The organism is Pseudomonas sp. DCB_BI (assembly GCF_026240995.1).
GTDB lineage: Bacteria > Pseudomonadota > Gammaproteobacteria > Pseudomonadales > Pseudomonadaceae > Aquipseudomonas.
Map to the genome: position 1 here is coordinate 23142 of NZ_JAPFCG010000001.1, position 24160 is coordinate 47301.

Sequence of the window (24160 nt, forward strand, 5' to 3'; positions counted from 1 at the left end):
CCATCAGTTGCCGGGCAATACGGGCACCGGGCGCTTGTCCTCGTCAATGGCGACGAAGCTGAACACCCCGTGGATGGCCCGCTCACGGCCATCCAGGTACATGTTCTCGACAAACACATCCACCTGCACCTGCAAGCTGGTATTACCGACCTTGATCACGGAGCCCACCAGTTCGACGATAGAGCCCGCCGGGATGGGGTGTTTGAAGTCGATGCGGTCGGTGGAGACTGTCACCAGCGGCAGCCGACAGAAGCGCGTGGCGGCGATGAACGACACTTCGTCCATCCAGGCCAGGGCAGTGCCGCCGAACAGGGTGTTGTGGTGGTTGGTGGTATTGGGGAACACCGCCTTGGTCACGCGGGTTACCGACAGTTCGGTACGGCGCTGGATTTCCTGGTCTCGGGTAGTCATGGCAATCACATTTTCGAGGTTACAAAAAGCAAAAAAGCAGCCCGAAGGCTGCTTTTTTCTCGCTAGGCGGCCTCGGCCACCGGGCAAACTGTCCTCAGGACAGTTTTTCCTTGATGCGAGCGGCTTTGCCGGACAGGTCGCGCAGGTAGTACAGCTTGGCTTTACGCACGTCACCACGACGTTTCACGGCCAGGCTGTCGATTTGCGGGCTGTAGGTCTGGAAGGTACGCTCTACGCCAACGCCGCTGGAGATCTTGCGCACGGTGAAGGCGCTGTTCAGACCGCGGTTACGCTTGGCGATGACAACGCCTTCGAACGCCTGCAGACGGGAACGCTCACCTTCCTTCACTTTAACCTGGACGACAACGGTGTCGCCTGGTGCGAAGGTCGGGATTTCCTTGCTCATCTGCTCGGCTTCGAGCTGCTGGATGATCTTGTTGGTCATGCTGTGCTCCTAAGATGGATACGCGATCCACCATCGATACGTTTAACTATCGTCCCGCTCGCGGAGATATTCCTCGAGCAGCTTCTTCTCTTCTCCAGAAAGCGAGCGACTTTCCAGAAGATCGGCGCGTCGTTCGAAGGTCCTACCAAGGGACTGCTTCATCCTCCAACGCCGGATATGTGCATGGTTGCCACTTAGCAACACGTCGGGAACGCGCTGATCCGCATACACCTCAGGCCGGGTGTAGTGCGGGCAATCGAGCAGACCGTCGGTGAAGGAATCTTCTTCCGCCGAGTCCACATGCCCTAAAGCTCCGGGCAGCAGCCGCGTAACCGCATCGATCAGTACCATGGCCGGCAGCTCGCCACCGGAAAGCACATAGTCACCAATCGACCACTCCTCATCGACATGAGCCTCGATAAAGCGCTCGTCGATGCCTTCATAACGACCGGCGATCAGGATCAACGATTCCTGTTCGGCCAGGCCTTTGACCGCCTGCTGAGTCAGCTTGCGGCCTTGTGGCGAAAGGTAGATCACCTTCGCCGCTGCTCCGGTCGCTTGCCTGGCGCTAACCAGTGCATCTTCCAGAGGCTTGATTTTCATCACCATGCCCGGACCACCGCCAAACGGCCGATCATCTACCGTGTGGTGACGATCTGTGGTGTAGTCCCGCGGGTTCCAGCAAGTCACCTGAAGCAACCCCTGTTTCACCGCGCGGCTGGTAATGCCGTACTCCGTGATGGCCGAGAACATCTCGGGGAACAACGTGATGACGTCTACGCGAAGGTTACCCATCGTTTAGAAGTCCGCGTCCCACTCAACCCGCATCGTGCCTGCTTCCAGGTCGATTGCCAGCACGCATTGCTCCGTATAGGGCAACAGACGCTCGCGATCATCCAGGCTGCCTGCGCAGGGTTTGACCACCATTACATCGTTCGCACCGGTCTCCAACAGGTGATCGACCTTGCCGAACAGATGTTCGTCCTGGTTGATGACCTTCAGACCTACCAACTGGTACCAGTAGTACTCGTCGGCAGCCAGGTTGGGCAAAAGGCTCCGCGCAATGCAGATTTCGTAACCGCTCAGAAGACGGGCTTCATCGCGATCATCGAGGCCTTTCAGCTTCACGACCAGGCCCTTTTGGGAGCCACGACCGCTAACCAGCTCGACCTGCTTTACCTTGCCTTCGTGCCGAAGCGTCCAGCGCGGATAATCCAACAGGTTTTCAATCGGATCGGTAAAGGAATACACCTTCACCTCGCCGCGAACGCCGTGAACCGAAAAAATCTTGCCAACGACGATGAGGTCGTCAGCCTTTTCTGGCGTCGCGTTCATACTATTCAGGCAGCGGCCTTGGCAGCTTCCTTCAGCAGCTGAGCAACGCGCTCAGACGGCTGTGCACCCTGGCTCAGCCAGTAGGTGACGCGCTCTTGGTTGACCGACAGCTTGACTTCGGCGCCAGCAGCGATCGGGTTGAAGAAACCTACGCGCTCAACGAAACGGCCGTCACGGGCGTTACGCGAGTTGGTCACGGTCAGGTGGTAGAATGGGCGCTTTTTCGAGCCGCCACGGGCCAGACGAATGGTTACCATGTGAACATCGTTCCTATAGTCGGTGCTGCAGTTGATACAGCAGCTGGTACTGCAAATCTGAATGCCAAATAGGCACACGGGTGCCCAAAAGGCCGCATATTCTCGGGGAATACACGGACATTTGCAAATGACTTTTTCGGCAAGGCCTTGCCCCACCGTCCAGATTTGCCGGTTGCGCCGCGTAATTCGCGGCCGTTGCCCCGCTACAGCGGGGGTTCTGGGCACTTGCCGGACAAACGGCAGGCGCCCGGAATAGGGTTACAGCTTCGGCATGCCGCCGCCTGGCAGCATCCCGCCCAGGCCGCGCATCATCTTGGCCATGCCGCCCTTGGCAGAAAACTTCTTCATCATCTTCTGCATCTGCTTGTGCTGCTTGATCAGCCGGCCGATGTCCTGCACCTGGGTACCGGAACCCAAGGCAATACGGCGCTTGCGCGAACCGCTGATCAGGTCAGGGTCGCGGCGCTCGGCCGGGGTCATGGAGTTGATGATCGCTTCCATCTGCTTGAACTGCTTCTCGGCCGCGCCCTGGGCATTGCCCATCTGCGACAGGTTGACCCCGCCGATGCTCGGCAGCTTGTCCATCAGGCCGCCGAGGCCGCCCATGTTCTTCATTTGTTGCAGCTGGTCACGGAAGTCTTCGAGGTCGAAGCCCTTGCCCTTCTTCAGCTTCTTGGCCAGCTTGTCGGCCTTGGCCTTGTCGATGGTCTGCTCGGCCTGCTCGATCAGGCTGAGCACGTCACCCATGCCGAGAATGCGCGAAGCGACGCGGTCGGGGTGGAACGGCTCGAGCGCCTCGGTCTTCTCACCCATACCGATGAACTTGATCGGCTTGCCGGTGATGGCGCGTACCGACAGCGCGGCACCGCCACGGGCGTCACCGTCGACCTTGGTCAGCACCACGCCGGTCAGCGGCAGCGCTTCGCCAAAGGCCTTGGCGGTGTTGGCGGCGTCCTGGCCGGTCATGGCGTCGACCACGAACAGGGTCTCGATCGGCTTGACGGCGGCGTGCAGTGCCTTGATCTCGTCCATCATGTCGGCGTCGATGTGCAGACGGCCGGCGGTGTCGACGATGACCACGTCGATGAACTTCAGCTTGGCTTCGCGGATGGCCGCTTCGGCAATGGCCACCGGCTTCTGGCTGATGTCGGACGGGAAGAAGGTGACGCCGATGTCGTTGGCCAGGGTTTCCAGCTGCTTGATCGCCGCCGGGCGGTAGACGTCGGCAGACACCACCATCACGCTCTTTTTCTTGCGCTCTTTAAGGAAGCGCGCAAGTTTGCCGGCCGTGGTGGTCTTACCGGCGCCCTGCAGGCCCGCCATCAGCACCACGGCAGGTGGGGCGGCGTTCAGCGCGAGGTCTTCGTTGGCCGCGCCCATCAGGCTTTCCAGCTCGGCCTGGACGATCTTCACGAACGCCTGGCCCGGGGTGAGGCTGCGCGACACCTCGGTACCGACCGCACGGTCCTTGACGCTGTTGACGAAATCCTTGACCACCGGCAGGGCAACGTCGGCCTCGAGCAGGGCCATGCGCACTTCGCGCAGCGTGTCCTTGATGTTGTCTTCGGTCAGCTTGGCCTTGCCGGTGACATGGCGCAGCGTCTGTGACAGGCGGTCGGTCAGGTTTTCGAACATGGTGATCCTTTCAGGCCCAGTAAAAGCCGAGGTTTGTCAGGCGCCCGCAGGGAAATGCACACCTGCCGGGCACAGCAAGGCGGCGATTATAGCGAAGTGCGGCCCCGCCGCACACCTTGGGAGATATTCGGTGGTTGTGCTGGCCGCTTCGCGGGCGAGCCCGCGAATGCCCTGACACAAGCCTTCAGTCTTCCTTGAGCAGCGGAATCTATGCCAAACTCCGTCTCTTTAAGGCTCGCCAACCAGGACTTATGGTCTCCTCTCCCAGCCTCATCCCCAACCTGATCGCCGCCGGCCTTTATATAGCAGCGGCCATCTACCAGGGCTCTCACCTGGCCCAGGGCCGCAAGGCCGACAAACGCCTGCTTGGCCTGCTGGGTGCGTTCGCGGTGCTGGCCCAGGCCGGCGCACTGTTCTTCCAGCTGATCACCCCGCTGGGGCTGAGCCTGGACTTCTTCAGCGCCGCCAGCCTGATCGCCGTTGCGGTCATTACCCTGACCTTGCTGGCCTGCCTGCGCATACCGGTAGAAAACCTGCTGGTGCTGCTGTTCCCGCTGGGCGCGGTAACAGCGCTGCTGGCGCAGTTCGCGCCACCCGGCACAGTCCCGCTGATCAACGAAGAACCGGGCATCCTCGCGCACATCCTGCTGTCGATCCTGGCCTACGGGCTGTTCACCATTGCGGTGTTCCAGTCGCTGCTGTTGCTGCTTCAGGACCACCAGCTCAAGAACAAGCACCCGTCCGGGCTGATCCGCAACTTCCCGCCCCTGCAAACCATGGAAAGCCTGCTGTTCGGCTTCCTGTGGGCCGGTTGGTGCCTGCTGTCGCTGTCGCTGATCTCCGGCTGGCTGTTCCTCGACAACCTGTTCGCCCAACACCTGGTGCACAAGACCCTGCTGGCCTGCGTTGCCTGGGTGGTGTTCAGCGTGCTGCTGTGGGGCCGTACACGCCTGGGCTGGCGTGGCCACAAGGCCATCCGGTGGACGCTGGCCGGTTTCTGCCTGCTGATGCTGGCCTATTTCGGCAGCAAGCTGGTTCGCGAATTCATCCTGCACATCTGACGGCCGCCTATGGACACCCTGCCGTACGCACCGCTATCAGTCACCCTGGCATTGGCGCTGCTCTGGGCAGCGCTGTTCACTGCCGTGGATGTGGCCCGCCTGCAACTCAATGGCTCGCTGCGCAATGGCGATGACGGGCAGCCAGTGCTGCCCGCCCAGGCGCTGGTGCTTTGCGCCAGCCTCGGCAAGCTGCTGGTGCTTGGCCTGGCCTGCCTGATCGGGCAGCGCTACAACGGTGAACACGGTTTCTGGCTGGCCGGCGTGGGGGCCGCGTTGGCGTTGCTCGTTTTCGCCGAATACCTGCCGCGCCGCCTGGCCCGACGCAACCCGCAGGCACTGGTAAGCCTGGGCGTGAGCCTGCTGAAAGTGCCGCTGACACTCCTGCAACCCGTCGCCTTCCTGCTCGACGGTTGCGCCAGGCTGATCCTGCGCCCGTTCCGCGCACAGCCTACGGCAGTCGCCCTGCACCCGCAGGAGGATGACGACCAGGACGAAGACGAAGAGCACGAACTGCCACGCCACGGCCTGCTCGATGGCCTGCAATCGCTGGACAAGATCACCGTCAACGACATTCTGGTGCCACGCAACGAGGTGGACGGCATCAACCTCGACGAGCCCATCGAGCGCATCATCGAGCAGCTGATCGTCAGCCGCCACACCCGCCTGCCGGTTTACCACAACGATATCAACCAGGTCGAAGCGATCCTCAACACCAAGCTGATCAGCCATCTGCTGCCCAAGGCCGAGCTGACCCTGGAAGCGCTGCACGGTGCCTGCTACGAGCCCTACTTCGTACCGGAAAGCACGCCGCTGCAAATGCAGCTGCTGAACTTCCACAAGCAGCAGCGCCGCCTGGGCGTGGTGGTGGACGAGTACGGCGAGGTGCTGGGGATCGTCACCCTGGAAGACATCCTCGAAGAGATCGTCGGCGAGTTCGAGGACGAGCAAAGCCTGCAAAACCCCCACGTGCACCCGCAGCCCGATGGCACCTTCGTCATCGATGGCACTGCGTCGCTGCGCGAAATCAACCGTACCCTGGGCTGGCACCTGCCCTGCGACGGCGGGCCGAAAACCCTCAACGGGCTGGTTACCGAAGCACTGGAAAGCATCCCGGAAAGCGCCGTTTGCCTGAAGATCGGCCGCTATCGACTGGAAATCCTCGAAACCGAGGACAATTGTGCCAGCAAGGTACTGGTGTGGACTGTGACCCGCTAGCTATACTCGGGTCACGCTTACCCAGCCCCGTCGTCACGCCTGCTACCCGCACCCGGCGTTCCACGGCCAGTCCGCTTCACTGACACGCCCCGCGGTCCTGCTTCAACACCCCGAACAGTCCCCCGCCCTGCCCCTACCCCCCTTGGGCTATCGTCAGTCAGGCGCACACAACAACAAAACGCTCCGGCGCCCGCGCAGCCGTGCCTGCCCTGTTGCATGCATGCCTTCGCAGGCCAAGCCCATGGGGCCGGACCAGACTGTCAGGGACCTACTTAATGACAAGCAGTACCTATGCCGAGGCGCCTGCCGCGCCGGTGAACTCACCTGCCCGGGTAGCCACTGCCAGCTTCATCGGCACCGCCATCGAGTTCTACGATTTCTACGTCTACGCCACGGCCGCCGCCCTGGTGATCGGCCCGGTGTTCTTCCCGTCCGGGTCGGGCACCGCACAGATGCTAGCGGCCTTCCTTACCTTTGGTATCGCCTTCCTCGCCCGGCCGCTGGGCTCGGCGTTGTTCGGCCACTTTGGCGACCGTATCGGTCGCAAGTCGACCCTTGTCGCTTCGCTGCTGCTGATGGGCGTGTCCACCACCGCCATTGGCGTACTGCCGGGCTATGAGAGCATTGGCGTATGGGCCCCGATCATTCTTTGCCTGTTGCGCTTCGGCCAAGGCCTGGGCCTGGGCGGCGAGTGGGGTGGCGCGGCGCTGCTGGCCACCGAAAACGCGCCGGAAGGCAAGCGCGCCTGGTTCGGCATGTTCCCGCAACTAGGCCCTTCGATTGGCTTCTTGGCGGCCAACGGCCTGTTCCTGACCTTAGCGATGACATTGAGCGACGAGCAGTTCCGCGACTGGGGCTGGCGTATTCCGTTCCTGCTCAGTGCTGCGCTGGTACTGGTGGGGCTGTATGTGCGCCTGAAACTTGAAGAAAGCCCGGTGTTCGCCAAGGCGGTCGCCCGCCAGGAACGGGTGAAAATGCCGGTGGTTGACCTGTTCGCCAAGCATTGGCGCCCTACCCTGCTGGGCGCTGCGGCGATGGTGGTGTGCTATGCGCTGTTCTACATCTCGACGGTATTCTCACTGAGTTACGGCGTGACCACACTCGGCTACAGCCGCGAGACGTTCCTTGGCCTGCTGTGCTTCGCGGTGGTGTTCATGGCCTTGGCCACGCCGCTGTCGGCCTGGCTCAGCGACCGTTACGGGCGCAAACCGGTGCTGATCGTCGGTGGGCTGCTGGCGGTGGCTTCAGGCTTCACCATGGAGCCGCTGCTGACCTCGGGCTCGACCGCTGGCGTGGCGCTGTTCCTGGCCATCGAGCTGTTCCTGATGGGCGTGACTTTCGCGCCGATGGGGGCATTGCTGCCCGAGCTGTTCCCGACTCACGTGCGTTACACCGGGGCCTCGGCGGCGTATAACCTGGGCGGCATCGTTGGCGCCTCGGCAGCACCGTTCTTTGCCCAGAAGCTGGTGAGCATGGGCGGGTTGAGCTGGGTGGGGGGTTATGTGTCGGCGGCGGCGGTGATCAGCCTGATTGCCGTGTTGTGCCTGAAAGAAACCCGTAATACCGCACTTTGAGTGAACTGGGGCTGCTTTGCAGCCCATTCGCTGGGCAAGCCCGCTCCCACAGGAATATCACAGGCTTCAGGCCTGTGGGAGCGGGCTTGCCCCGCGAATGGGCCGCAACGCGGCCCCCCGCGGTTTCAGATCAGAACTCGACCTTTACCGCCTGCGAAGCGCGGGTCGCCTTGGCCCGTGCCAGTTCGACCGACTCGTCACGCGCCAGGCACACGCCCATGCGGCGGGTACCGTTGATTTCCGGCTTGCCGAACAGGCGGATGGCAGTATCCGGCTCGCTCAGCGCCGCACCGAGGTTGGCGAAGCTGGTCTGCTGCGACTGCCCTTCTGGCAAGATCACGGCCGAAGCGGACGGCCCAAACTGGCGCACCACCGGGATCGGCAGGCCAAGAATGGCGCGGGCATGCAGGGCAAACTGCGACAGGTCCTGGGAAATCAGGGTCACCAGGCCTGTGTCATGCGGGCGCGGCGACACTTCGCTGAACCACACCTGGTCGCCCTTGACGAACAACTCCACGCCAAACAGACCGCGACCGCCCAAGGCATCGGTCACCGCCTTGGCCACGCGCTGCGACTCGGCCAGCGCTTTCGGGCTCATGGCCTGTGGCTGCCACGACTCCTGATAGTCGCCCTTTTCCTGGCGGTGGCCAACCGGCTCGAGGAACGTGGTGCCGCCGACGTGACGCACAGTCAGCAGGGTGATTTCGTACTCGAAGTCGATGAAACCCTCGACGATCACCCGGCCCTTGCCGGCGCGGCCGCCTTCCTGGGCATAGTCCCACGCCTTCTGCAGGTCGGCATCGCTGCGCAGCAGGCTCTGGCCTTTGCCCGACGAGCTCATTACCGGCTTGACCACACACGGGTAGCCGACATCGGCCACGCCCTTGGCGAAGTCTTCGTAAGTGTCGGCAAAGTGGTAGGGCGAGGTTGGTAGCTCAAGCTCCTCGGCGGCCAGACGGCGGATGCCTTCGCGGTTCATGGTCAGCTGAGTGGCGCGGGCAGTCGGTACCACGTTGAAGCCTTCGTTTTCCAGCTCGACCAAGGTGGCCGTGGCGATGGCTTCGATTTCCGGAACGATATAGTGCGGCTTCTCGGCCTCGATCACGGCACGCAGGGCCACGCCATCGAGCATGTTGACCACGTGGCTGCGGTGCGCAACCTGCATGGCCGGGGCATTGGCGTAGCGGTCAACGGCGATCACCTCGACGCCCAAGCGCTGCAGCTCGATCACCACTTCCTTGCCCAGCTCGCCACAGCCGCACAGCAGTACACGGGTCGCGCTGGGCGACAAGGGGGTTCCGATACGGGTCATTTCAGGTCCTCGAAGGCATCCGGGGCCGCGCCAGGCTTGGCGCGGCCCGCTGAAAAAGGACCGCTATTCTACACCATCAACCGGCCACGGCGGCCCGCCGGGCGCGAAATGCCATGGCCAGCCACACGGCGGTAACGCCTGCAAACTTCGAGGCCATGGCGGTGCCGATCACTGCCGGGGTCAGTGCGCCGATCATGCCAAAGAAGATGAAGGTATCCACCGGAATGCTCAGCGCCGAGCTCAGCCACAGGCGATCGCGCAGCGGCCGGCGGGTAATGCTGAACACCAGCCAGTCTATAAGCTCGGAAATGAAGAACGCGGTGGCACTGGCCAGGGCGATGGCCGGCTCCGAGGTGACATAGGACAACACCAGTGCCGCCAGCATGGCCACCAGCGCACCGTGACCGAAGCGGGTTTGCACCATGTCACGCAGGATGAACACCAGGCCGCCCCAGGCGGACCAGATGATGTCCAGGTGCGGGGCGCTGGAAAAGGCGTAGTTGATCAGCACTACGCTGCTGATATAGGCAATCAGATAGAACATGGCGGGTAGTCTGTGGGCAAGCCGTACAGATTACCGCTGGGCCGTTCGCGGGTAAACCCGCTCCCACAGGGTACAACCCGGCCTAAAGGATCAGGCCGGCCTCTACTGCCCGTTGATGGCAACGCTTGAGCACCGCCCGGCGCTCATCGTTGTCCATCCGCCCCCAGCGGCCAATCTCGGCCACGGTACGCTGGCAGCCGGTGCAGATATCCTGCTCGTCCAGCGCGCAAATGCTCACGCATGGCGATGCCACCGGCCGTTCTGCTACATCACTCATCATCAACTACCAACTCTTGGGCATAACGCTGGGCATTGTGCACGTAATGTGCAGCGCTGGCTTCCAGCATGCGTTTCTGCTGCTCGGTCAGCTCGCGCACCACCTTGCCGGGCGAGCCCATCACCAGCGAACCGTCGGGGATTTCCTTGCCTTCGGCAATCAGCGCGTTGGCGCCGATGATGCAGTGCTTGCCGATACGCGCGCCATTGAGGATCACCGCATTGATACCAACCAGGCTGTAGTCGCCCACCTCGCAGCCATGCAACATGGCGTTGTGACCTACCGTTACCCCCTTGCCCAGGGTCAGCGGCGAGCCCATGTCGGTATGCATGACCGTGCCATCCTGCACGTTGCTGCCTTCGCCGATGTCGATCAGCTCATTGTCCCCGCGCAGCACCGCGCCAAACCACACGCTGGCATTGGCCTGCAGGCGCACATTGCCGATCAGTGTGGCGTTCGGTGCGGCCCAACTGGTGGGGTGGCTCTCGACCCGCAGGTCGCCCAGGCGGTATTTCATGCTTGCTCCTCAGGCTGCGACGCAGAAGGCGGGGTTGGCCCCGCTCATTTCTCGATGTAACGCTCAGGGGGTTGGTGCAGGCTGATGCCAGCATCGAACAGCAGGTTGACCAACTCAACGATCATGATCGCCGACAACCCCCAGATCTTGTATTCGCCATAGCGATAACTGGGCACATACCAACTGCGCCCCTGGTAATCGATACGATGGGTATGATCACGCGGGTCCTGGCGGAAGAATTCCAGCGGCACGGTGAATACTGCCGCGATTTCGGCGTCGTTGGCGCGGTATTCGACGAAGTCGGGGATAACCCCGACGAATGGCGTCACTTTCAGGCCATGCAGCGAAATGAGTGGGCTGAGCGGGCCGATCACCTCGACCAGGCCAGGCGGCAGGCCGATTTCCTCCTCGGCCTCGCGCAGGGCAGTGAATATCAGGTCCGGGTCTTCCGGGTCACGGCGACCACCGGGAAAAGCCACTTCGCCACCGTGGGTGGACAGCCCTTTGGCACGCAAGGTCAACACCAGTTCGGGCGCTTCGCTGCGGGTAATGGGCAAGAGGACCGCCGCTTCAGGGAACCGTCGGTCGGTTTCCAGTGACGCGGGTTGGTGATTGCTCATTCGGCGAAGTAGCTCGTCCAGCATTGCGCACGCTCGTATCCAAGGCCTGCCTTGCATGATGCACCAAAGCCGCCAAGCACCCAAGCCCCTGCGCTTGCGGCAACCCTGCGGCCGCGCCAAGATAGCCCTGAACAAAAGGAGCGCCACATGAAATTCTGCAGCGCGTGCGGCCAGCCGGTCACCCAGCGGATCCCCGAAGGCGACAGCCGCCTGCGGTATGTTTGCGAGTCTTGCCAGACCATTCACTACCAGAACCCCAACATCGTCGCCGGTGTGCTGCCTACCTGGGGTAGCCAGGTGCTGCTGTGCCGCCGCGCCATCGAGCCACGCCGCGGTTTCTGGACACTGCCCGCCGGGTTCATGGAGAACGGCGAAACGCTCGACCAGGCAGCCCGTCGCGAAACCGTCGAGGAAGCCTGCGCCCGTGTCGGGCAAGCCAGCCTGTACCAGCTGTTCGATCTGCCGCACATCAACCAGGTGCACGTGTTCTTCCGCGCCGAACTGGCGGACCTGGACTTCGCCGTGGGTATCGAAAGCCTGGAAGTGCGATTGTTCGAGGAACATGAGATACCGTGGGGCGAGCTGGCTTTCCGCACGGTCGCGCGCACACTAGAATGCTACTATCGCGACCGCATCGGGCAGCACTACCCCATAGGCCATGAATACCTGCCGCCGATGACCGTTTCGCCCAACACCTAAAAGCCTTCAGGGATACCGTTACATGCGCTGGTTGCTAGCCCTTTTCTGCCTTTGCGTTACCTCGGTGTCCCAGGCGGCCTTCACCGAGACCATCGTCCGCAAGCCCGTGCCGGCAGCGCAAACCCAGTCGCCTTCACAGCAGGCTATGCAGCCGTTGATCGACAAGGTACTGGTGATCAAGTCCGAGCGCCGCCTGCAGCTGATCAGCCGTGGCGAGCCACTGAAAACCTACCGTATCTCGCTGGGCAAGCAGCCCAAGGGCGCCAAGGAGCGCGAGGGCGACAAGAAGACCCCAGAGGGGTTGTACTGGCTCGACTGGCGCAAACAGAGCGACCGTTTCAACCTGGCCATGCACATCAACTACCCCAACATCAGCGATGCGGCCCGGGCTACCCGGGAAGGCGTGAGTGCCGGCAGCATGATCATGATCCACGGCACGCCGATCAACGATGAATACCCGGAGTGGTACTTCCATACCCTGGACTGGACGGACGGGTGCATTGCCATGCGCAACCGCGACATGCAGGAAGTGTGGGACCTGGTGCGGGACGGGACACTGATCGAGATTCGGCCTTGATATAGAGCGTTGCAACAGACTTTGTAGGAAACGTCCCTCGCCATTGCGAGAACCCGCCTGACAGCCGCTTAAGCCGGATCCTGCATCCAGGGGAGTGCCTGTTTTTTTAGCATCCACGCAGACAAGTACGTAATCCGTACCTATTTGCGGGGTGCTTCATGCCGTACCCGATACGCCACATCGCCGGTTGGCTGTTGGCCTGCTGCCTGCCGGGGATACAGCCCATTCTCCCGGCGCAGGCTGCCGACCCGGCCAGCCAGCAACTGCGCGATCAACAGCAAGACCTGCGGCAACTGGAGCAGCAGCAACGGCTGGAGCGCTGGCAGCGCGAACCCTCCCCAACCGAAAGCGACGACATCGCCGCCCCCACTGCGCCCGACGCCCGCTGCTGGGCCATCGACGGCGTGCGCGTGGCAGGCAACCACCAGCTTGCGACCCCGGTGCTGGCGCCCCTCCTGCGCAAGCTATCCCCTGCCTGCGTGGGCATCACCGACATCAACCAGCTGCTCAAGGCCATTACCCAGTATTACGTGCAAGCGGGCTACCCCACGAGCCGGCCGTACCTGCGGCAACCGCCACAGGATGGTGCGCCGCTGGACATCACCGTGGTCGAAGGCTTCGTCGAATCCATCGAACTGGCAGGCCCCGACCTGCCTCTGTCACTGTCCGGCGCATTTCCCGGCCTACTCGGGCAACCGCTGTACCTGCCAGACCTGGAACAAGGCCTCGACCAGCTCAACCGCCTGCGCGCCTACGACCTCGGCGCCGACCTGGCGCCAGGCGAGCTGCAGGGCGGCACCCGGGTCGTGCTGCAGCCGCGTAAGGTGGCGTCACGCTGGCACCTCGACAGCCGCCTCGACAACCGCGGCAGCGAACTGACCGGTCGCCATCGCCTGACCCTGGGCCTCGGCCTGGACAGCCCACTGGCGCTGAACGATGACTTGCGCCTGTCGCTGACCAGCACCGTGTTCGACGCCCCCGGCCAAAGCCAAGGTCTCTCGCTGTACTACAGCATCCCCTACGGTGCCTGGACCTTCGCCCTCAGCGCCAGCCAGCTGCGCTACCAGGCACCCCTGCCCCACAGCGACAAGGCCGCCGACGGCACCAGCAGCTACCAGGGCCTGAGCGTCGAGCGGGTACTCTGGCGCAACCAGCAAGGCATGCTCAGCGCCAGCGTGCGGCTGGACCGCAAGCAACTGATCAACCGCAGCGCGGGTGCCGTCGTGGTCCAGCAGAGCCCGACCCTGGCCTCGGTGGAAGCCGGTATCAACCTGCTGTGGCTCGACGGCGGCTTATGGAATGGCTACTTCGGCGTCGCCCAAGGCGTCGACGCTTTCGGCGCCGACCGCTCGCCTCTGGGGGCAGAACGCCTGCGCCCGGACTTTCGCAAGTACCGCGCCAACCTGCTGCACCTACGCCAGGGCCCGGCCCCTGCCCCTTGGCGCTGGCAGAGCGAACTGGGCCTGCAGTACAGCAGCGACCCGCTGCCGGCCGTCGAGCAATTGCTGGTCAGTGACGATTCGACCGTGCGTGGTTTTCGCCTGCGCACCTACTCCGGCGCCAGCAGCGCCGTGTGGCGCAACACCCTTAGCCAGCCGCTACCTCCGACCTGGAATCAACTGTTGCAGGTACGCCCCTACGTTGGCCTTGACCTGGGCTGGACCCGCACTGCCCAAGGCAAGCCATCGCAGCGCTTGGCCGGGGCCGCTGCCGGGGTCGAATTGAGCCTGCCCGGTAGCCGCCTGCGCCTCGATTACCAACGCGCCCTGTACACCAGTGACCTGCCCCGCCCGCAGCTGGAGCCCGGCTTCTGGGTAATGGAGTGGACCCTGAGCATTTGATTCACCCACAACAAAGAGAACGAGAACATGCAGACACTCTCGCAGTCACCGTCCATCCGCCCGGATACCTTGCGCTGGGCCATCTTCCTCGCCCTGCTGGGGTCCAGCGCCGCAATCGCCCAAGGCGGCCTGGAAGCCACCAGCGGCCCAGGCGGCACGCCCATCATCAACAACGGCCATGGGGTACCCGTGATCGACATCGTGCCACCCAACGCCAGCGGGCTGTCGCACAACCAGTTCCTCGACTACAACGTCGGCAGGCCCGGCGTGGTGCTGAACAATGCCACCCAGGCCGGGCAGTCTGAACTGGCCGGTGCCCTGGCCGCCAACCCGCAGTTCCAGGGGCAGGCCGCCTCGACCATCCTCAACGAGGTGATTAGCCGCAACGCCTCGCTGATCGAAGGGCCGCAAGAAATCTTCGGCCGACCGGCAGACTACATCCTGGCCAACCCCAACGGCATCACCCTCAACGGCGGCAGCTTCATCAACACCACCCGCGCCGGCTTCGTGGTGGGCACCCCAGAGTTGGAAGCGCAGCAACTCAAGTACCTCGACACGCTCAATGCCAGCGGCACCCTGCAGGTACTGGAGCGCGGCCAGAACAATACCCAGGGAGCCCTTGAGCTGATCGCGCCGCGTGTGGACAGCAAAGGCCTGCTCATGGCCGGCAAGGCACTCGACATCACCGTCGGCCGCAACCGCATCGACCGCTCCAGCGACGAAATTGTCGAACCCTTGCCCGGCACTCCTTCGAGCATCGACGCGAGCCTGTTCGGCGCAATGCGCGCCGGGCGTATCCGTGTAGTAAGCACTGGCGAAGGTGCCGGCGTGCGCGTCAGGGCTTCACAGGTGCTGGGCACCGAAGGCATCGACATCCAGTCTGCCGGGGCCCTGCATGTCAGCGGCAAGGTCGACAACCCCGCCGAATTGCGCAGCGAAAGCGGTGCACTGACCCTCACAGCAGCCGATGAGCTGACGCTCGACACCGTCGATGGCAAGGCCCCAAGCATCACCGTCAAAGCCGGCAAGAAGCTGACCCTGGACGCCGATACCCGCGAGCACATCGCACAGGAGCGGGACAGCTGGAGCAAGAAGTTCCTGTTCATCACCAACGAAACCTACAGCCGCGACCGCACGACCACCGAGCGCCAACAACGCGGCACGCATTTGCAGGGCACCGGTGATATTCGGCTGCAAGCAGGTGCCGACATGCAGCTCAAGGCGGCCGAGATCAAGACCGAGGGTACGCTGACACTCGACAGCGGCGCCAACCTGGACATTGTCGCGGGCATAGACAACCAACGCATCGAAGAGCAGATACGCCACCGCAAGAACTTGTGGCGCGGGGACAGCGATAGCGAACAGTACAAGGAGACGGCACAAGGCAGCCGACTCGACGCCCAGGAGATGGTCGTCAAGACCAATGCCACCCTCAACGTACAAGGCAGCACCCTGCACAGTCGCGGCGACCTGACCATCGATGCCAAGCAGGCAGACATCGGCACTACCGCCTTGCAAGAGAAGGCCACCCGGCGCAACTACCGTGGCGACCTGGTATCCGGCACCTTCTTCGGCGACCGCAAGGGCAACGACACCGATGGCCAAACTGTCTCCGGCAGCAGTGTCACCAGCGTTGGCAAGCTCAGCGTCACAGCCGATCAGGTCGCCATCAAAGGCAGTACCTTGCACGGCCAGCGGGACGCGGTGCTCTACAGCACGAAAGGGTCGCTGGCCATCGAGGCAGACCACGGCAGCAGCACCTCCACCGAGCGCACGAGTGACAGCAAGTTATTCGGCCTGATCGGCAAGCAACGCGAAAGTACGGACCGCGAACAGCAGGTGCTGGTCAGCGACGTCAGCTCGGCCAGCAACCTGCGTTTGGCCAGCGCCGAAGAAATGCGCATCCAGGGTGCCAAGGTCGCGGCTGGCGGGCATCTGCAGGTCGAGGCCAAGGGCGACCTGCAGATTGCCAGCACGCAAGTGGTCGAAGCACGCGAAACCAGCGAACAGCAGCGCGGCTTCACCGCCAGTGCCAGGCAAACCCAGGAAGCCGAAGATGGTAAGCCTGAGTCACGCCAGTATGCGGCCGGCGTGGCGTATGAGGTGGCCACCAGCACTGCCGAGCAACGGACCACCAGCCAGGTCGCCAGTGAGCTCAAGGGCGCATCGGTGGGCCTGAGCAGCGGGGCTCGGTTACAGGTCAACGGCTCCTCGGTGAAGGCCAGCGCAGGCGATTTGGACGTGCAGGCGCAGCAGGTGACGCTGGGCGCTACCCGTAACGACCGCGACGCCAGCACCAGTACCACCCAGAGTGGTGGCGGGCTGACCGTGACGGGCGGCATCGACCGGCTTGGTAGCCTGTTCGAAGGCCACCACAACCGCGAGCTGGCACACGAACGCGACAGCAACGTGCAGCGCAGCGAATTGCAGGCTAGCGGCAACCTCAAGCTGCAGAGCGAACACCTGGTGACCGAAGCGGCGCGCGTAAAAGCCGGCAACGCCCTGCAATTGACCGCCAAAAGCATCGACAACCGCGCCGTGCTGGATACCCGGGAACATGAACAACAGCGTAACGACTGGGCTGGCAGCCTGGGCGCCAGTGTCGAGTACCGTGACCTGACCCGCCCCATCGAACGCCTGGTACTGGGCGAAGAAGCCCCACGCTTCCAGCAAGCCTCACCTGAAGACGCCATGGCGCCGCCCAGCGTGGGTGCCGACATGACCGTGGAGCATCTCAAGCGCCTGGAAAACCAGCGCCGTGGTTTTGCCCAGGTCAGTGAGTTGTCCGGGGCCTCGGTCGAGGTCAAGGCAGACACCATTGCCGACCAAGGTACGGCCTGGCGGGCCAGCGCCGGGACCTTGCAGGTCGCGGCGCAGCGACACCAGATGCAGGCCGCCGCGAATACCCAGGAAAGTACCCTGCAACGCCTGGCCTATGGTGGCGACGCGCGCCTGGATACCAGCACCGGCGAGGACCTGAATGTACGCGCTGCCGGCAAAGGCGGCTCGCTGAACAAACAGGACAACGCCAGCACCGCCGTACCCGGTAGCCTGTACGGGCAACAGGGCATCCAGGTACAACTGGGCAGCGATGGGCGTTACGAAGGGGCGCGCATCAATGGCGGCGACGGTAGCGTGGTCATGCACAGCGCCGGTTCGCTGGCGTTACCACAGGCAACCGATCATGCCGGACAGCAGTCGGGGCAGCTTGAGGGCAATGCCTGGGTTAAAGTCGGCAACCGCCCGGGCAGCACTGGGGTCGACGGCCGTGGCTATCTCGACCACGACCAGAAGCAGAGCAGGCAGAGCAACGCCCAGGTGGCCCAGATCGACGCCAAGGGCCAGGTACAATTGACCAGCGGAGGCGACCTGTCACTAGAAGGCACCCGCATTGGCAGCCTCCAGGAGAAAGTCGCCGAAATCCAGGTGCAAAGCGGCGGCCGGCTGCTGGTCAAGCCGGCCAGCAACACCCAGCAAGCCACGGGTGCGAGCCTGGGCGGCGGCCTGGAGCTGGCGGCCAAGGCCGGCAGTACCAAGGGCGGTGCCATTGGCGGCCACTTCAGCAACGGCAAGCAGGACGAAGATACCCGCCAGTCGTTAGATGCCCAGTTTGCCAGCACTGGCAAGCTCACCTTGAGCAGCAGCGCCCGGGAGGATATCGCCCTGCACCTCGAAGGCCTGCAGGCCTCCGCCGAACAGATAGCCCTGGACGCGACAAGCGGGGGGATGCTGGTGAAGGCTTCCTCCAACCAGGAACGTCGCGACAACCTCGACATCAGCGCCGGGGCCGGTTTCGACATGGCCAAGGGAGCCCTCGACACTCGCGGCCTGCATGGCCGCCTCAAGGTGGAGCTCGACAAACGCGACAACCTTACCTGGAACGCCAGCAACCTGCGCGCCGACAGCATCGACCTGCAAAGCCGCGGCGATACCCTCATTGAAGGTGCCACCCTCGAAGCCGGGCATATTGGCGGTACGATCGATGGCGACCTGCGCATCGCCAGCCTCAAGGACAGCGTCGATAGCCTGAGCGTGAAAGGCGATGCCCGGCTGAGCCAGGAGAAAAACCCACAGGGCTACATCAACGCGGCCACCGCAGTGGCCCGCCCCTTGGGGAACAAGGTCGAGCAAAAGGCGGGCTCCGCCCTGGGCAAGGCAGACCCCGGGTTGTCGCCAACCTTCAGCCTCGACGTATCGCACGTACAGCGCGATAGCGTAGGCCGGCAAGCCACCTTGAAAGGCAGCGACGGAATCGACCTGCAAGTCGGTGGTAGCGCCCATCTGCTGGCCGCGCGCTTGCAGTCTGCCAAGGGTAACGTGGCGCTCGACGCCCACTCGGTGGCCCAGGAAACCCTAAGCGGCAATGACTATCGTCGGGACGTGTCGCTCGATGCGTCCAATTCACCGGTAGACCTGGGCACCGCTATTGCCGAAATGGCCAAGGGCAAAGGTGCGGCAGACGGGGAAAATGCGCTGGACCTGGGGTTCTTGAGGACCAGCGGGCATAGCCGTAGCGAGCAGTGGGCGTCGAGTGTGAGTAAGAGAAAGGACTGATCCAGACGCCGCGTCCCAGCAGGAGCGCCCTTGCCTACCAGCGAAGGTCTCGTTGCCCGGTCAGCGCTTGCGGCCCAAGCCACTGCACCCCGCGCAGCAATGGTGTCAGCGCTGCCTCCGGCTGCAGCGCAAACGCCACCTGTGCCCGGTGCCGTGGCAGGTCGGCATCCAGGGCCAGTTGATGCTGGCCCTGCTGCACCAGTTGCCCGCGCAGGCGCCAGCCGTTGTGGCAGTCCATTTCCAACCAGCCCTGCCCCAGGCCAAGTGACCAGGGCTTGCTCAGGGCCAGGTCGGTTACCGTGACACGGCCTTCACTGGAGCGGCATTCACGCCCTACCCCCTGTACCCGCAGTGTCCCTTGCCACTGCCCCGCCAGCCGGTAGTCCGTCAGTACTGTCGCCTGAGCGCCCACGGCTGAGGCCTCCAGCCGCCAACGCCATGGCCAGCCTTCGGCTTGCAACTGCCAGGCCTGGCCCTGAAAGCCCAGCTGCCCATTTGCCTGTAAGCGCCAAGGCTGCAGCGTCCAACGCAATGGCCCCACGGGCCCCAACTGTTGCGCCTGGCCTTGCCAAAGGCTGCCAATGACATCGCGCGCTGGCAGGCCGAACGCACGTGCCACCCAATCGGCCGGAAGCTCGACCAGCAGCGTCAGCACGAATACCAGCACACTCCACGCCATCCCCCGGCGGCTCATGGCTGCACCACCAGATCGAAGCGCAAGCCCTTGCCACCCTGCTCCAGCCCCCATTCCAACGGCTTCGCCCCTTCTCCACGCAGGCTCTGCAACCAACCTTGCAGCACGTGCTCATCGGCCACCTGTCCACGCAGTTGCCAAGCCTTGCCCTGCGCATCGACTTCGTCCAGTTCGATCTGCCGCGCCTGGGCCGACTGGCGTAGGCGCTCCAGATTCAGCCCCGGACCGCCTTGCAGGCTGGCGGCCTGTTCGGCAAGCACGCGCCATTGGCTGAGCTCGCGCCATTGGGTGAGGCCTGCGCGCAGGGCCAGGAGGGCCAGCAACAGGGCAATGATTGCCCAGGCGAGCGTCAGGCGGTGGCGCTGTAATGCATCGCGGTTCATGAAGCGGCCCCCAGGTCGAAGATCACTTGGCCCGCTTGAACCTGCACCGTGGCGCCTGCCGCAGTCGCCATGTCCTGCCATGGCGGCGTGCTGCCCTCGCCTTCAAGGCGCAAATGCCAACGTTGGCCATCAAACCGCACCGCTTGCAGCTGCCAGCCGGGGTTGTCACGCAGCCAGGCCTGCAAGCGGGTTTGCAGATCCTCCAGTTGACGCGTGCGCAATTGCTGTTGCAGTTCGCTTTCGCGCAAGCGCTTGAGAACCTGTGCGGCATGCCGTGGGCTGGCCTGCTCGCCGGTCACGGCAATGACCTGGCTACGCCACAGATGCGCCTGGCGCCATTGCTGGCTCAACCACACACCGCCCCATACCGTAGCCAGCGCCAGGCAGACTGCGAGCAGGCGTTGATGCTGCCGGGAGACCACCGGCAACGTGCGCCTGTTGCGGGCGCGCTCGAACAGACCTGGCATTGAGTCGAGTGCTGCCAAGGTACTTGGCCAGCCGCCGCTCAACGGCAGCTTTGTCAACGCTGCCAAGGGTTGCGGCAGTACGCTACCCAGCGCCACCGGCCAGGCCAGCCAGTGCTCCTGCCCATCCTCGAGCACGCCTTTGAACAGGGTCATGGCGGGCGGGCGCTGCCAATGCCAGGCACTGCCCGCCGATGGCGCAGGCAGCAGCTGCAGCTCCGCCCAACAACGCTCGACCTGCACGTCCCATGCGGCACATTGCGCGTGCCATGCTGCCAGTTGCTCATGGCCCACCACCAATAGCCGAAGGTGGCCAGGTTCACGCGCCAGGCAGGCGCAAGCCACTTCGTTGATGGGCTGTAACAAACGGTCTTCGAGCAACAACGGCCACTCCTCGCGCTTGAGCCCGGGCGGGGCCTGCACACGGAAATGGCTGCAGGCTTCGGCAGGCAGGATCAATGCACCACGCGCCAGCAGGTTGGCCGGCGGCTGGCCCTGGCCCTCGTCTTGCACAATGCCACCGCCGACCAGCGCCCACTGCCAGACCGGGCCCGGGCGCAGCAACAGCCACGGAAGTGCTGGCGTACGTCGCCGCCATTCAAACTTCATGAGCGCCCCCACGGGAGGGCGAAAGTGCAGACATAGGGTGCTCCATCACGCTGCAGCTCCAGGCGCACGCCACGCCCCGGGTGCGCTGGTTGGTCGGAAGGCCAGGCCAGCCAGCGGCCACCCTGGTAATACAGGACATTCATGGCGCTGACCCGGTCGAGCCGTTCGCGCAGTACCCAACGGGGGGCAGCGGCGGCGTACAGGTCGGCCGAGCTTTCCAGCATCAGGCGCTGCTCGCGGGCCTCGAAACGCAGACGCTGGCGTTGCAGGCGCGCGCCACCTTCGGCGTCTGGCAGGCCGGTGCTGGCGACCCACAGCAACTGGTTGCTGGCGGGTTGCCAGTCCAGCCAGTGGCTGGTCAGCGGCAGGCGCTGGTCGTAGATGCGGCGCAGTACCGGGCTGTCGAGGCGGCGCTCCAGGGCCAGGCAAAAGTCCAGTACCGAAGTGTGCTGGGGGGTGGCTTGCAGGCGCTCGCGGACCTTGAGCCAGCCATTGACCAGCGCGGCGAGCATGATGCCGAGTATGGCGGTCAGGGCCAGGGCAACCATCAGTTCGATCAGGGTCAGGCCGGTCTGGCGGTGTTTGGTGGGCTGGCATCTGCGCTGCTGATGGAAATGGACCTCTGCGGAAGCGGGCGTGCCCGCGCCCATAGGGACGCTGAAGGCTTCATGAATTCTGTGAATCATGGGCGCTCCAGAAACACGGTGTACTGGCCCAGCGGCAAGCGCTGGTCGCGGTCGGCGAACAACAGCAGTTCGCCACGGCGCAAGTCGCGTACGCCGGTACGGCGCAGTTGCAGCTGCCAGTGGCACAACTGGCCGCCCTGGCTGAGCTCACCAGCTGTTTGGTTTTGAGCCGGCCAGTACTGCTCGACGGCAAAGCGGGTTTGCAGTTCGCGCGCGCACAGCAGGCCAAGGCGATGCTGTTGCAAATTGCCCTGCACGGCCAGGCGCTGGCGCAGCACCTGGCTGGTGATCACCGCCAGCACGGCAGCGATGGCCAAGGCTACGGTCACCTCCAGCAGAGTGAAGCCACGCTGTGCTTGCTTCATGGCACCACCCGCATGCCATCGGCGCGGTTCCAGGCCCATTGCTGGCTGCCATCGGCCCAGTGCCAGCGCACGCTACCCGCCTGCGCCCAGCCATGCGGTGTGAACAGCACGCGCGGTTGAGGGCTGGCCGGCCAGTCCGGGTGCAGGCCCTTGGGCCAATCGCCGAGCGGGACCGCTTCGACCACCCAGGCATTGCCCTCGCGGCGGACGAACTCCGGGCGTTGGCCATTCCAGCGCAGCCCGCGCAATTGCCCGGCATGCCGGGCCAGCGCGGCCTGCCCGCGGACCTCGGCCGCCAGCCGTTGCAGGGCCTGTTCGACACTGGCCTGGCCGTTGCCGAGGCCGGCCACCGCCAGCCCGGTCATCAGCCCGGCAATGGCCAGTACCACCAGCAGTTCGATCAGGCTGAAACCACGCTGACGATGCACCGTTACAGCTCCCAGTTACCCAGGTCGGCATCCTGGCCTTCACCACCCGGCAGGCCATCGGCACCCAGCGAGTACACATCGACCCGGCCATGCTCACCGGGCATGCGGTACTGGTACGGGGTACCCCACGGGTCTTGCGGCAGGCGGCGCACGTAGCCGTCGCTGCGCCAGGCCCGTGGCAGCGGCTCCTGCGCAGGTTTTTTCACCAGCGCGGCCAGGCCCTGTTCGCTGCTGGGGAAGCGCAGGTTGTCCAGGCGGTACATGTCCAGCGCCTGCTCCAACGTGGCCAGGTCGGCCATCACCTTCTGCTTCATGGCCTTGTCCTGGTTGCCCAGCACGCTGGGCGCGACCACGGCGATCAGCAGGCCGATGATGAAGATCACCACCATGATTTCCATGAGGGTGAAACCGCGCTGGCGGTTGCGTCGATGCTGCATGGCAATACTCCTTGTCTTCACAGTTGCAGGCCCTGGTTGAGTTGCATGATGGGCAACAGCACCGCCAGCACGATGAACAGCACCACGGCGCCCATCACCAGGATCATCAGGGGTTCGAAAAGCGCCATGGCGGTATCCACCTGGCGGGCAAAGCCACGCTCCTGGTCGTCGGCCACGCGCTCGAGCATGTCGGCCAGGGTGCCGCTGGCCTCGCCACTGCCGACCATGTTCACCAGCAGCGGCGGGAATTGCTGGCTGGCATCCAGTGCACGGTGCAGGCTGGTACCGCCCTGCACCTGCTGACGCACCTGCTCCATGGCCTGACGGATACGCCGGTTACCCACGGTTTCAGTGGCCACCTGCAAGGCTTCGAGCAGCGCCACGCCGCTGCCGCTCAGAATCGCCAGGCTGCGCGCCAGGCGCGCGCTTTCAAGCACCTGCAGCAGGCTGCCAATGCGCGGCAGGCGCAGCAGCCACTGGTCGCGGCGCAGGCACCAGTGCGGCTTGCGCAGCAGCCAGCCGCCCAGTACGCCGAGCAACAACACCAACCCCAGCAACCAGGGCCCGGCGTGCACCAGCCCCTGGCTCAGGCCGATCAGCAACGAGGTGATCAGCGGCAGGCTTTGCCCGGCGTGGGCGAATTGCTCGGTGAGTTTGGGCACGACGAACGTCATCAGGCCAATCACCACTGCCAGCGATACGCCCATCAGCACAGTGGGGTAGATCAGCGCGGTGCGGGCCTTGTGTTGTTGGCGTTGCACCTGCTCCAGGTGATCGGCCAGGCGGGTCAACACCTGGGCGAGGCGCCCGGAACGCTCGCCGGCTTCGACCAGCGCGCAGTACAGGCCACTGAACGGTGCGCCCTGGCGGGCCAGGCTGCGAGCCAGGCCGAGGCCTTCGCCCAGTGAGCCGCGCAGGGCCACCAGCACACTGTGCAAGGCAGGCTCACGCAGCTGACGCTCAAGGGTGGCGAGGGCATCCACCAAGGGGATGCCGGCCCCGGTCAGGGTGGCCAGTTGGCGGGTCAGTTCGCACAGCTGGGCACGGCTCAGGCGCTGGCGACGGGGCTGGCGGCTGCCGGCTTCGTGGCGCTGCAGCTGGCGGGCGAACAGGCCCTGTTCGCGCAACAGCTGGCGGGCATGGCGTTCGCTGTCGGCCTGCAGGCTGGCCTTGTGGGGCTTGCCGGCGAGGTCGACAGCCTGGTAGCGATAGGTCGGCAT

General features: G+C 64.2%; 26 protein-coding genes. 7 read left to right on the top strand and 19 right to left on the bottom strand.

The genetic code is table 11. The annotated features are described in order from the left end of the window. Positions 1–3 precede the first annotated feature (3 nt). From OO258_RS00115 to ffh, 6 genes are all read right to left on the bottom strand, one after another. Positions 4–411 carry an acyl-CoA thioesterase gene (locus OO258_RS00115; RefSeq protein WP_266028352.1) on the bottom strand — a complete coding sequence of 136 codons (408 nt, stop codon included), beginning with the start codon at positions 409–411 and terminating at the stop codon, positions 4–6. 94 nt (positions 412–505) lie between these two features. Then, a complete protein-coding gene (gene rplS / locus OO258_RS00120) occupies positions 506–856 on the bottom strand; it encodes a 50S ribosomal protein L19 (protein WP_003252148.1) in 351 nt (116 codons plus the stop codon). 42 nt (positions 857–898) lie between these two features. Continuing rightward, the gene (trmD, locus tag OO258_RS00125) at positions 899–1651 is read right to left on the bottom strand and encodes a tRNA (guanosine(37)-N1)-methyltransferase TrmD (RefSeq protein WP_003252146.1); all 753 of its coding nucleotides are present in this window, start codon (positions 1649–1651) and stop codon (positions 899–901) included. 3 nt (positions 1652–1654) lie between these two features. Further along, positions 1655–2191, bottom strand: coding sequence for a ribosome maturation factor RimM (gene rimM, locus OO258_RS00130; RefSeq protein ID WP_009683442.1), 537 nt, complete (start codon positions 2189–2191; stop codon positions 1655–1657). Between the two features lie 5 nt (positions 2192–2196). Then, positions 2197–2448: a 30S ribosomal protein S16 gene (gene rpsP, locus OO258_RS00135; RefSeq protein ID WP_003252142.1), complete on the bottom strand. Its 252-nt coding sequence runs from the start codon at positions 2446–2448 to the stop codon at positions 2197–2199. A 258-nt stretch (positions 2449–2706) separates the two neighbouring features. Beyond that, entirely contained in the window at positions 2707–4083 is a 1377-nt protein-coding gene (gene ffh, locus OO258_RS00140) for a signal recognition particle protein (protein ID WP_003252139.1), read from the bottom strand. Between the two features lie 251 nt (positions 4084–4334). Here ffh and OO258_RS00145 point away from each other — a divergent pair, with 251 nt between their 5' ends. The 3 genes from OO258_RS00145 to OO258_RS00155 all read left to right on the top strand — a co-directional run bounded on the left by OO258_RS00145 (position 4335) and on the right by OO258_RS00155 (position 7933). After that, on the top strand, positions 4335–5144 hold the full coding sequence (locus tag OO258_RS00145; protein ID WP_110748000.1) for a cytochrome C assembly family protein: 810 nt from the start codon (positions 4335–4337) through the stop codon (positions 5142–5144). 9 nt (positions 5145–5153) lie between these two features. Next, positions 5154–6359: a transporter associated domain-containing protein gene (locus OO258_RS00150; RefSeq protein WP_266028354.1), complete on the top strand. Its 1206-nt coding sequence runs from the start codon at positions 5154–5156 to the stop codon at positions 6357–6359. 275 nt (positions 6360–6634) lie between these two features. Beyond that, positions 6635–7933 (top strand): MFS transporter, encoded by a 1299-nt coding sequence (locus tag OO258_RS00155; protein ID WP_266028356.1) that lies wholly within the window; start codon positions 6635–6637, stop codon positions 7931–7933. A gap of 130 nt (positions 7934–8063) precedes the next feature. Here OO258_RS00155 and purT read toward each other — a convergent pair whose 3' ends face one another. The 5 genes from purT to OO258_RS00180 all read right to left on the bottom strand — a co-directional run bounded on the left by purT (position 8064) and on the right by OO258_RS00180 (position 11227). Next, entirely contained in the window at positions 8064–9245 is a 1182-nt protein-coding gene (purT, locus tag OO258_RS00160; RefSeq protein ID WP_266028357.1) for a formate-dependent phosphoribosylglycinamide formyltransferase, read from the bottom strand. 76 nt (positions 9246–9321) lie between these two features. After that, positions 9322–9789, bottom strand: a complete 468-nt coding sequence (locus OO258_RS00165) for a VUT family protein (RefSeq protein WP_003252131.1) — start codon at positions 9787–9789, stop codon at positions 9322–9324. A gap of 82 nt (positions 9790–9871) precedes the next feature. Continuing rightward, a complete protein-coding gene (locus tag OO258_RS00170; protein WP_266028358.1) occupies positions 9872–10069 on the bottom strand; it encodes a DUF1289 domain-containing protein in 198 nt (65 codons plus the stop codon). Continuing rightward, complete coding sequence (locus OO258_RS00175; protein ID WP_110745693.1) at positions 10059–10583, bottom strand: gamma carbonic anhydrase family protein; 525 nt, start codon at positions 10581–10583, stop codon at positions 10059–10061. The genes OO258_RS00170 and OO258_RS00175 overlap by 11 nt, the downstream gene beginning before the upstream one ends. Positions 10584–10627: 44 nt before the next feature. Continuing rightward, positions 10628–11227, bottom strand: a complete 600-nt coding sequence (locus OO258_RS00180) for a CoA pyrophosphatase (protein WP_110745694.1) — start codon at positions 11225–11227, stop codon at positions 10628–10630. 123 nt (positions 11228–11350) lie between these two features. Between OO258_RS00180 and OO258_RS00185 the strand changes: the two genes are divergently transcribed. From OO258_RS00185 to OO258_RS00200, 4 genes are all read left to right on the top strand, one after another. Beyond that, a complete protein-coding gene (locus tag OO258_RS00185; protein ID WP_110745695.1) occupies positions 11351–11902 on the top strand; it encodes an NUDIX hydrolase in 552 nt (183 codons plus the stop codon). Between the two features lie 22 nt (positions 11903–11924). Continuing rightward, on the top strand, positions 11925–12479 hold the full coding sequence (locus tag OO258_RS00190; RefSeq protein ID WP_110745696.1) for a L,D-transpeptidase family protein: 555 nt from the start codon (positions 11925–11927) through the stop codon (positions 12477–12479). Between the two features lie 158 nt (positions 12480–12637). Then, positions 12638–14320, top strand: coding sequence for a ShlB/FhaC/HecB family hemolysin secretion/activation protein (locus OO258_RS00195; protein ID WP_266028362.1), 1683 nt, complete (start codon positions 12638–12640; stop codon positions 14318–14320). Between the two features lie 27 nt (positions 14321–14347). Continuing rightward, a complete protein-coding gene (locus OO258_RS00200) occupies positions 14348–18874 on the top strand; it encodes a hemagglutinin repeat-containing protein (protein WP_266028364.1) in 4527 nt (1508 codons plus the stop codon). A 34-nt stretch (positions 18875–18908) separates the two neighbouring features. On the opposite strand, the gene OO258_RS00205 is transcribed toward OO258_RS00200, so the two are convergent. The 8 genes from OO258_RS00205 to gspF are packed head-to-tail and all read right to left on the bottom strand — an operon-like array spanning position 18909 to position 24160. Then, on the bottom strand, positions 18909–19568 hold the full coding sequence (locus OO258_RS00205) for a general secretion pathway protein GspN (protein ID WP_266028365.1): 660 nt from the start codon (positions 19566–19568) through the stop codon (positions 18909–18911). After that, positions 19565–19951 (bottom strand): type II secretion system protein GspM, encoded by a 387-nt coding sequence (gspM, locus tag OO258_RS00210; protein ID WP_266028366.1) that lies wholly within the window; start codon positions 19949–19951, stop codon positions 19565–19567. Before gspM ends, OO258_RS00205 begins: the two co-directional genes overlap by 4 nt. Next, positions 19948–21024 (bottom strand): GspL/Epsl periplasmic domain-containing protein, encoded by a 1077-nt coding sequence (locus tag OO258_RS00215; protein ID WP_266028368.1) that lies wholly within the window; start codon positions 21022–21024, stop codon positions 19948–19950. The genes gspM and OO258_RS00215 overlap by 4 nt, the downstream gene beginning before the upstream one ends. Further along, complete coding sequence (locus OO258_RS00220; protein ID WP_416309177.1) at positions 21021–21710, bottom strand: prepilin-type N-terminal cleavage/methylation domain-containing protein; 690 nt, start codon at positions 21708–21710, stop codon at positions 21021–21023. The genes OO258_RS00215 and OO258_RS00220 overlap by 4 nt, the downstream gene beginning before the upstream one ends. Beyond that, complete coding sequence (locus OO258_RS00225) at positions 21707–22075, bottom strand: type II secretion system protein GspI (RefSeq protein ID WP_266028369.1); 369 nt, start codon at positions 22073–22075, stop codon at positions 21707–21709. Before OO258_RS00225 ends, OO258_RS00220 begins: the two co-directional genes overlap by 4 nt. Next, a complete protein-coding gene (gene gspH, locus OO258_RS00230; RefSeq protein ID WP_266028370.1) occupies positions 22072–22503 on the bottom strand; it encodes a type II secretion system minor pseudopilin GspH in 432 nt (143 codons plus the stop codon). Before gspH ends, OO258_RS00225 begins: the two co-directional genes overlap by 4 nt. Positions 22504–22505: 2 nt before the next feature. Then, entirely contained in the window at positions 22506–22940 is a 435-nt protein-coding gene (gene gspG, locus OO258_RS00235; protein ID WP_110745703.1) for a type II secretion system major pseudopilin GspG, read from the bottom strand. 17 nt (positions 22941–22957) lie between these two features. Then, entirely contained in the window at positions 22958–24160 is a 1203-nt protein-coding gene (gene gspF, locus OO258_RS00240) for a type II secretion system inner membrane protein GspF (RefSeq protein ID WP_266028371.1), read from the bottom strand.